General features: G+C 69.6%; 9 protein-coding genes. 5 read left to right on the top strand and 4 right to left on the bottom strand.

Going from position 1 to position 8,674, the window contains the following annotated elements; translation table 11 throughout:
• The 3 genes from AC1DOC_RS11160 to AC1DOC_RS11150 all read left to right on the top strand — a co-directional run.
• Positions 1-197, top strand: a 197-nt coding sequence (locus AC1DOC_RS11160) for a nitrilase-related carbon-nitrogen hydrolase (protein WP_478129803.1), incomplete at its 5' end; no start/stop codon positions are given.
• Entirely contained in the window at positions 198-2,249 is a 2,052-nt protein-coding gene (locus AC1DOC_RS11155) for a two-component system sensor histidine kinase NtrB (RefSeq protein WP_478081774.1), read from the top strand.
• Between the two features lie 43 nt (positions 2,250-2,292).
• The gene (locus AC1DOC_RS11150; protein WP_478129802.1) at positions 2,293-2,919 is read left to right on the top strand and encodes a response regulator transcription factor; all 627 of its coding nucleotides are present in this window, start codon (positions 2,293-2,295) and stop codon (positions 2,917-2,919) included.
• Between the two features lie 4 nt (positions 2,920-2,923).
• Here AC1DOC_RS11150 and AC1DOC_RS11145 read toward each other — a convergent pair whose 3' ends face one another.
• From AC1DOC_RS11145 to AC1DOC_RS11135, 3 genes are all read right to left on the bottom strand, one after another.
• Positions 2,924-3,487: an OmpA family protein gene (locus tag AC1DOC_RS11145; RefSeq protein WP_015867894.1), complete on the bottom strand. Its 564-nt coding sequence runs from the start codon at positions 3,485-3,487 to the stop codon at positions 2,924-2,926.
• 97 nt (positions 3,488-3,584) lie between these two features.
• Positions 3,585-4,244 (bottom strand): YiaD family glycine zipper/OmpA-like lipoprotein, encoded by a 660-nt coding sequence (locus tag AC1DOC_RS11140; protein ID WP_015867893.1) that lies wholly within the window; start codon positions 4,242-4,244, stop codon positions 3,585-3,587.
• A gap of 197 nt (positions 4,245-4,441) precedes the next feature.
• Positions 4,442-4,606 carry a hypothetical protein gene (locus AC1DOC_RS11135; protein ID WP_278879239.1) on the bottom strand — a complete coding sequence of 55 codons (165 nt, stop codon included), beginning with the start codon at positions 4,604-4,606 and terminating at the stop codon, positions 4,442-4,444.
• On the opposite strand from AC1DOC_RS11135, the gene mltA reads away from it, so the two are divergent.
• A complete protein-coding gene (gene mltA / locus AC1DOC_RS11130; protein ID WP_015867891.1) occupies positions 4,605-5,753 on the top strand; it encodes a murein transglycosylase A in 1,149 nt (382 codons plus the stop codon). The genes AC1DOC_RS11135 and mltA overlap by 2 nt on opposite strands.
• A gap of 109 nt (positions 5,754-5,862) precedes the next feature.
• Positions 5,863-7,968, top strand: a complete 2,106-nt coding sequence (locus tag AC1DOC_RS11125) for a PhoX family protein (protein WP_478129801.1) — start codon at positions 5,863-5,865, stop codon at positions 7,966-7,968.
• Positions 7,969-7,992: 24 nt separating this feature from the next.
• Here AC1DOC_RS11125 and AC1DOC_RS11120 read toward each other — a convergent pair whose 3' ends face one another.
• Positions 7,993-8,457 (bottom strand): Lrp/AsnC family transcriptional regulator, encoded by a 465-nt coding sequence (locus tag AC1DOC_RS11120; protein WP_015867889.1) that lies wholly within the window; start codon positions 8,455-8,457, stop codon positions 7,993-7,995.
• Between the last annotated feature and the right edge of the window lie 217 nt (positions 8,458-8,674).

Raw genomic sequence — 8,674 nt, 5'->3', positions numbered from 1 at the left:
GGGTGGTGGCGCCCGCGCAGGGCGGCACGCACGAGAACGGCCGCCACACCTGGGGCCAGTCGATGGTGGTCGACCCCTGGGGCACGGTGGTGGCGCAGCAGGCGAGCGAAGAGGGCGTGGTGCTGTTCGACCTGGACGCCGGGCAGATCGAGCGCGTGCGCGCGCAGCTGCCCGTGCTCTCGCACAGCGTGCTCTAGATGCAGGAGGCCGCCCTGACTGTCGCACCGCCGCGGTGGGCACTGTCGGCGTTCGCGCGGCTGCGCTCGCTGTGGCAGCGCTGGTTTCTCTGGCTGATCCTGGCCGTGCTGGTGTCGACGCTGCTGGTCACCGTGGTGTGGCTCGCGGGCCGGCACGAGGTCGAGCAGGTGCAGGCCACGCTCGACCGCGACACCGCCGATGCGGTTTCGGACCTTCGCATCGGCCTGCAGCGCAACGCCCAGAGCCTGCGCGCCACCCAGGCCCCGGGCCTGGACCGCACGCATTGGCCCGAAGCCGCGGCCTCGCTGCTGCGCGAGCACCGCGAATGGCTCCGGCTCGAATGGCGCGACGCCGCGCTGCGTCCGCTCGAAGCGGTGAACACGCCCTACCGCATGCGGCTGATCGCCGAGGACAGCCGCGGCGCCGACCAGTCGGACGTGGGGCTCGCCTGCGCGGCCGCGCGCAAGCTGGGCGCGCCGGCCTATTCGCCGAGCCACTACGTGCCGATCCTCGGCGGAGGCGGCGTCGAGGTGATGGAACTGTGCGTGCCGATCGACGCGGGCGGCTTCCTGGTGGCGAGCTACTCGCTGCGCGACACGCTCATCGAGCTGGTCGGCCCCACGCTCACGCGCGGCCAGGAGGTGGCCTTCACCGAGGCCGACGGCACGCGCCTGGTGGCGCTCGGCACCTCGCGCCGCACCGGGACGCGCGTCTTCACCTCGCAGCAGCTGATCGACCTGCCCGGCGCCGCGCTGATGCTGCGCGTGGACGGCTGGCGCGCCGCGCCCGATCTTTTTCCGAACGTGCTGACGGCACTGGTCACGGCCATCTCGATTGCGCTGGTGTCGGTGCTGGTGCTGCTTGCGCGCGACACGCGCCGCCGGCTGCGCGCCGAGCGCGACCTGGCCGATGCGCTGGCCTTCCGCAAGGCGATGGAAGACTCGGTCATCACCGGCCTGCGCGCGCGCGACCTGCAGGGGCGCATCACCTACGTGAACCCCGCGTTCTGCGAAATGGTCGGCTTCAGCCCCGAAGAGCTGATGGCCGGCAGCGGCGAAGACATCGAGGCGCCCTACTGGCCGACCGAGCTGGCGCACGAATACCAGCAGCGGCAGGCCCGCCGGCTGGCCGGCGGCATGCCGCCGCGCGAGGGCTTCGAGTCGGTCTTCATGCGCAAGGACGGCACGCGCTTTCCGGTGCTCATCTTCGAGGCCCCGCTGATCAACGCGCACCGCGTGCAGACCGGCTGGATGAGCGCCTTCATCGACATCAGCGAGCAGCGCCGCATCGAGGAGCTCTCGCGCGCCAGCCAGGAGCGGCTGCAGGCCAGCGCGCGGCTTGCCACGGTGGGCGAGATGGCCTCGCTGCTGAGCCACGAGCTCACGCAGCCGCTGGCCGCCATTGCCAGCTATGCGACCGGCTCACTCAACATGCTCGGGCCGCACGCCAAGGGCGAGCAGGCCGAGGTGGCCATGGCGGTGCGGCGCATTGCCGAGCAGGCCGACCGCGCCGGCCAGGTGATCCGCAGCGTGCACGACTTCGTGCGCCGCCGCGACCGCACGCGCGAGGCGGTGGCGCCGCAGGCGTTGATCGATGCGGTGCTGCCGCTGGTGCGGCTGCAGGCGCGCAAGCTCGGCGTGAGCATCGAGGTGGTGCTCGARGACCGCTTGCCTCCGGCCGTGTGCGACCGCACGCTGGTCGAGCAGGTGCTGCTCAACCTCGCGCGCAATGCCATGCAGGCCATGGACACGCCGGAACACCGGGGCGAGCGCGTGCTGCGGCTGCGCGTCTCGCGCGTCGTCGCGGTCGGCGGCCCGGGCGCGGAGGATGCCCGCCGCTGGCTGGAGTTTGCCGTGGCCGACCTGGGCTGCGGCATCAGCGAAGAGGTGGCGGGCCGCCTCTTCACGCCTTTCTTCACCACGCGCGCCGACGGCATGGGCCTGGGCCTGAGCCTGTGCCGCACCGTGGTGGAGCAGCATGGCGGGGTGCTGGTGTTCGAGCCCAACCGGCCGCGGGGCACCGTGTTCCGGTTTACCCTGCCGAGTACATGATCAACCCCCGCGCTTTTGTGCCCGTTTCTGGAATCGACATGACATGCAACCGCTGATCGACGGCCTGATCTTCATCGTGGACGACGACGCCAGCGTGCGCGAGRCGCTGGCCTGGCTGCTGCGCTCGCGCCGCCTCGAAAGCGAGCACTTCGCGAGCGCCGAGGCCTTCGAGCTGCGCCTGGCCGAAGGCCCGCTGCCCGACCAGCCGCTGTGCCTGCTGCTGGACGTGCGCATGCCCGGCACCAGCGGCCTGGTGCTGTTCGACCGGCTCGCCGAGCGCGGCCTGCTGGACGCCATGCCGGTGATCTTCCTGACCGGCCATGCCGACGTGCCCACGGCCGTGGATGCGGTGAAGCGCGGCGCCTTCGACTTCTGCGAGAAGCCGTTCTCCGACAACGCCCTGGTCGACCGCATCGAGCAGGCGCTGGGCGCTTCGCTGCGGGCGCTGGAGGTGCGGCGCGTGCGGCGCAGCCTGGCCGGCCGCGTCGCCGAACTGACCGAGCGCGAGCGCGACGTGATGCGGCTCGTGGTCGAGGGCCTGCCGAACAAGCTGATCGCCGATCAGCTGGCCATCAGCGTGCGCACGGTGGAGGTCCACCGCGCACGCGTGTTCGACAAGATGGAAGTGAAATCGGCGGTCGAGCTGGCCAACCGCCTGCGGGATCTCTAGAAGATCAGACCTTTTCCGCGACGAAGATCTCGACGCGGCGGTTCTGGGCCCGGCCGGCCGGCGTGGCGTTGTCGGCGATCGGCTCGCGCGAGCCGCGGCCGTCGGTGGTGATGGCCGTGGTCGAGACGCCGCGGCTCACCAGGTGGTTGCGCACGCTGTCGGCGCGGCTCACCGAGAGGCGCTCATTGCCTTCCTCGCTGCCGGTGTTGTCGGTGTGGCCCACCACGCGCACGCTGGCCGCGGCCGCGCTGCGCAGGCCTTCGGCCACCTTGTCGAGCACCTGCGCCAGGTTGCGCTTGACGTTGGCGCGGCCCACGTCGAACGACAGTTCATTGGGAACCACGAGATGCAGCTGGTTGTCCGCGGTCTGCTCGATCACCACGCCCGTGCCCTTGGTGGAACTTTCCAGCTCGGTCTTGAGCGCCGCCAGGCGCGCAGTCCAGCTGTTGGCCGGTGCAGCCGCCTGGGCGGCCGGCGCGGCGGCCGATCCTGGCGCGGGCGATTGCGAGGCGCACCCCGCAACGAACAATGCGGCCGCAGCCGCACCCGAAACAACAAGCTTCCTCATGAGTTTTCCCTCTTTGTGAACATGAAACGATGACGATGGGCGCCGGCCGCTCCCGCACGGCCGGCTTTGTTTTTATTTACTGCATCAGCCGATCCGGTCAGCCCCGCGGCGCGCGCTCGCCCACGTAGATCTCGACGCGGCGGTTCTGCGCCCGGCCGGCGTCGCTGTTGTTGTTGGCAATCGGTTCGTGCGAGCCGCGGCCTTCGATGCGGAAGGCGGCGGCGCTCACGCCGCGCGCCACCAGGTAGTCGCGCGTGCTGGCGGCGCGGTCGACCGACAGCGGGTTGTTGATGGCGTCCGAACCGGTGTTGTCGGTGTGGCCGATGATGCGCACCTCGGCGTTCGGGTTGTTGCGCAGGCCGCTCGCGAACTGGTCGAGCACCGGAGCGAAGTTGGACTTGATGTTGGAGCGGCCCACGTCGAAGGAGACGTCGCTCGGGATCTGCAGCTTGAGCTCGTTGTTCGGGGTTTGGGTCACGGCCACGCCGGTGCCCTGGGTGGCGGCTTCCATCTGGCGCTTCTGGTTTTCCATGCGCTGCGACCACAGGTAGCCGCCGAGCGCGCCGGCTGCGGCGCCGACCACGGCCCCCGTGCCGATGGCGCCGCGGTTGCCGCCGGTGGCGGAGCCGATGGCAGCGCCGCCGAGCGCGCCGATGCCGGCGCCGATGCCGGTGTTGCGCTGGGTATCGGTCATGCCGCCGGCGCAGCCGGACAGGACGAGGGCGGCAGCGGTGGTGGCGAGTACAAACTTTTTCATGGCAATCCCTTTCAAGGTTGAATCAGGCGGGCCACAGCTTAGCCTCGGCGAGCATGCGATGGTACGGCCTTCCCAACTTGCAGGAAAGAGGAAAACTTTCTGCAAAGGCCCGTGTTTGCTGCGATGATTGCTACTAAAGTAATAGCTATTGGGCTGTTCTCCGACATTCCGCTGCGGTCCCGGGCTACGCAAGGAATTCACGCTTCGGGCGGGAGATTCTTCTTTTCGTTGGCTCCCTTGCCATCGGCGGCGTCGTCGTCGTCGTGCAGCTCGCCTTTTTTTCGACCGGAAAACATGGTCCACCAGACGATCAAGATGAATACGAGCCCGGCCCCGAGGGCTTCAAGCAAAATCAAACCCATGAGAAATGGACTCCAGTGGCTGGTTGGGCTCGCGATCGTAGCAACGCTGGCCGGCTGCTCGGTCGCCCCGCGTGCGCCCGACACCCCGGCTCGGCCGGCCGCCACGCCGCCGCGCGAGCTCGGACCGCTGACCGGTTCGCTCGCGCATCCCAAGAGCCGGTGGGTGCCGGTCGGCTGGTCGGAGCTGCCGGGTTTCGGCGACGACCCGCTGCACGAAGCCTGGATTGCGCTCCTGGCCAACTGCGCGCGGCCCAACGCCGCCTTTGCGCCGCTGTGCCGCGAGGTGCGCCAGCTGGCCATCGCCACGCCCGAGGAACAGCGCCAGTGGATGACCGAGCGGCTGCAGCCCTACCGCGTCGAGTCGCTCGCGGGCTCGAGCGAAGGCAAGCTCACGAGCTACTACGAGCCGGTGTACGAGGCCTCGCGCGTGCCCACCGCCGCCTTCAACATTCCGATCTACCAGGCGCCCGACGGCCTGGTGCCGCGGCGGCCCTGGTACACCCGCCAGGAAATCGAAACCCTGCCCGAAGCCCAGGCCGCGCTGCGCGGCCGCGAGATCGCCTGGATGGCCGACCCGATCGACGCCCTGATGCTGCACATCCAGGGCTCGGGGCGCCTTCGCATCACCGAGGCCAACGGCGTGCAGCGCACCGTGCGCGTGGCGTACTCGGCCACCAACGAGCAGCCGTACAAGAGCGTGCAGCAATGGCTGATCGGCCAGGGCGTGACCAAGATCGGCAAGTGGCCCGACGACACCAAGGCCTGGGCCGCGCAGAACCCGCAGCGCGTGACGCAGCTGCTGTGGAGCAATCCGCGCTACGTGTTCTTCCGCGAGGAGACCATGAGCGAGCTCGATGCGGCCTTTGGCCCGCGCGGCGCGCAGGGCGTGCCGCTGACCGCCGGGCGCTCCATCGCGGTCGACCGCGACAGCATCCCGTACGGCACGCCGGTCTGGCTCGCGTCGAGCGGGCCGGCGGCGCAGCTGCAGAAGCTGGTGGTGGCGCAGGACACCGGCAGCGCCATCGTCGGCGCGGTGCGCGCGGACTACTTTGCCGGCACCGGCGCCGATGCGGGCCGCCTGGCCGCCAGCATGAACCAGCCGCTGCGCCTGTGGGCGCTGTGGCCAAGGCAAACGCCCGCGCCCTGAGCGCCAAGCAGATGCGCCTGACCGCGAGCTGAGCGTTTCACGCGGGTGTCATGCGAATTGCCTAACTTCGCGGGTTGATTTCCTTTTCAACCCACGAAAGCGATTGCGCATGACCGCAAACACCCGTACCGACGACAACGGCATCGATCTTGACGACGTTGGCACCAATCCCACTGCGAACCCCTCCTTCACCGACCTGATCGCCTCGCGCCTCCGCCGTCGCCATCTGTTCGGCCTGGGCGTCGGCACTGCCGGCACCGCGCTGCTGCAGGCGTGCGGCGGCGGCGGGGGCGGCGGCACGGCTTTCCCGATCATTCCGCCCGCACCGGCACCCGCTCCCGCGCCGGCGCCTGCACCGACCCCCGCACCGGCGCCCACGCCGATGAAGCTCGGCTTCAATGCCGTGGCCAAGGGCCTGGCCGACGTGGTCACCGTGCCCGCCGGCTACACCGCCAGCGTGCTCTATCGCCTGGGCGACCCGATCGCCGCGGGCGTGGCGGCCTACAAGAACGACGGCACCGACGATCCGGCCACCTACGACCGGCGCGCCGGCGACCACCACGACGGCATGACCTTCTTCGGCATGAACGCGTCGAACAAGTGGGACGCCGCCAGCGCCGCGCGCGGCCTGCTCGTGATGAACCACGAAGCCATCACGCCGCTGTTCCTGCACCCCGCGGGCCAGACCATCAGCGGCACCGGCAATGCGGCGGTGCGCACCTCCGCCGACGAAGTGCTGCGCGAGTTCTACCTGCACGGCGTGAGCGTGATCGAGATCAACAAGAGCGGCAGCGCCTGGAGCTACAAGCAGGACTCGAGCTTCAACCGCCGCGTCCACACGCTGACCGAAATGGCGTTCTCGGGCCCGGCCGCCAAGACCGACTACCTGAAGACCAAGTACTCGACCGACGGCAGCAGGACCCGCGGCACGCTCAACAACTGCGCCAACGGCACCACGCCCTGGGGCACCTACCTGACCTGCGAAGAAAACTGGGCCGGCTATTTCCGCCGCATCAAGGCCACCGACGACCCCAGCCGCACGGCGAAGGAAATTGCAGCGTTCACCCGCTACGGCGTGGCCAGCACCGGCCGCGAACTCTGGGCCACCGTCACGCCCGACACGGCCGACAACCTCTATGGCCGCTGGAACGCCCAGGTGGTCGGCGCCACCGCCACCGACGACTTCCGCAACGGCGCCAACACCTACGGCTGGGTGGTCGAGATCGATCCCTTCAACCCCGCGAGCACCCCCAAGAAGCGCACCGCGCTCGGCCGCTTCGGCCATGAAGGCGCCTGCCTCGGCCCGGTCGTGGTCGGCAAGCCGCTGGTCTGGTACATGGGCGACGACTCGCGCAACGAGTACATCTACAAGTTCGTCTCGACGAAGAACTGGGATGCGGCCGACGTGGGCGGCGGCACCGCGGCCGGCGACAAGTACATGGACGACGGCCGCCTCTACGTGGCCAGGTTCAACGCCGACGGCACCGGCGCGTGGCTCGAGCTGAAGCTCGGCGTGAACGGCATCACCGCGAGCAATCCGGCCTACGCCTTTGCCGACGCGGCCGACGTGGTGGTCAACGCGCGCCTCGCGGCCGACGCCGCCGGCGCCACCAGGATGGACCGCCCCGAGTGGACGGCCGTCAACCCGAAGACCGGCGAGGTCTACGTCACCCTCACCAACACCAACGCCGCCTCGCGCCCCATCACCGCCACCGATGGCGCCAACCCGCGCTTCTACAACGACCCCAAGGGCCCCACCGCCACCGCGCAGACCGGCAACCCCAACGGCCACATCGTGCGCTTTGCGGACGAGGGCGGCGACCCCGCCGCGCTGGCCTTCAAGTGGGACGTGTACCTGTTCGGCGCGCGCGCCACCGCCTCGGCCGACATCAACGTGTCCGGCGCCAGGACCATCACCAACGTCGACGGCGCCACCACGCGCACGCAGGACACCTTCGTGGGCAAGGCGCCCGGCGCCGACGGCCTGCGCCGCTTCCTGGTCGGCCCGAAGGATTGCGAGATCACCGGCATTGCCGAGTCGGGCGACGGCCGCGCGCTGTTCGTCAACATCCAGCATCCGGGCGAAACCACCCCCGCGGCGAGCATCGGCGACCCGACCAAGTTCGGCAGCCATTGGCCCGAAGGCGGCAGCGCCCGCCCGCGCTCGGCCACGGTGGTCATCACCAGGGACGACGGCGGCCTGATCGGCCTCTGATCGGCCGCGCGCTGCCGCTGCTTCCTACCGGGGCAGCGGCAGCGCCGTCTTGTAGCGCACCTGCTTGAGCGCAAAGCTCGAGCGGATCTTCTCGATGCCTGGAATCGGCGTGAGCTGTTCCAGGATGAATTTCTCCAGCGCCGCCATGTCGGCCACGGCGATGCGGATCAGGTAGTCGCTGTCGCCCGTCATCAGGTAGCACTCCATCACCTCGTCGTGCTCGGCAATGCGCTGTTCGAAGTCGGCGAGCGACTGCTTGCTCTGCGTCGTCAGGCTGATCGAGATGAACACGTTGAGCCCCAGGCCCAGCGCCTTGGCGCTCGCGAGCGCCACGTAGCGGTCGATCACGCCATTCGCCTCGAGCATCTTCACGCGCGCGAGACACGGCGAGGGCGACAGGTGCACGCGGCGCGCGAGTTCCACGTTCGACAGCGCGCCGTCGCGCTGCAGCTCGTCGAGGATGCGCAGGTCGATCGTGTCCAGTTGCATGAAATGCCGCAAAATAAAGAATTGCCGGAATTTTATGCTGCGACGCTCGCATGGAATTGGCTGTACCGGTAGCTAATTTGCCGCATGGCGGCCTAAAGTGCCGGCATGAACGCCCCCATTTCCGCCGACCAGATGCGCGCGCTGCTGCCCGACGCGCCGCTCTCGCACGACCCCGACCCCGCCGAGACCGCCGAATGGCGCGAGGCCTTCCTGGCAC

Source organism: Variovorax sp. 01T439_2 (genome assembly GCF_056398445.1).
This window is presented reverse-complemented; position numbering and strand designations above follow the sequence as displayed.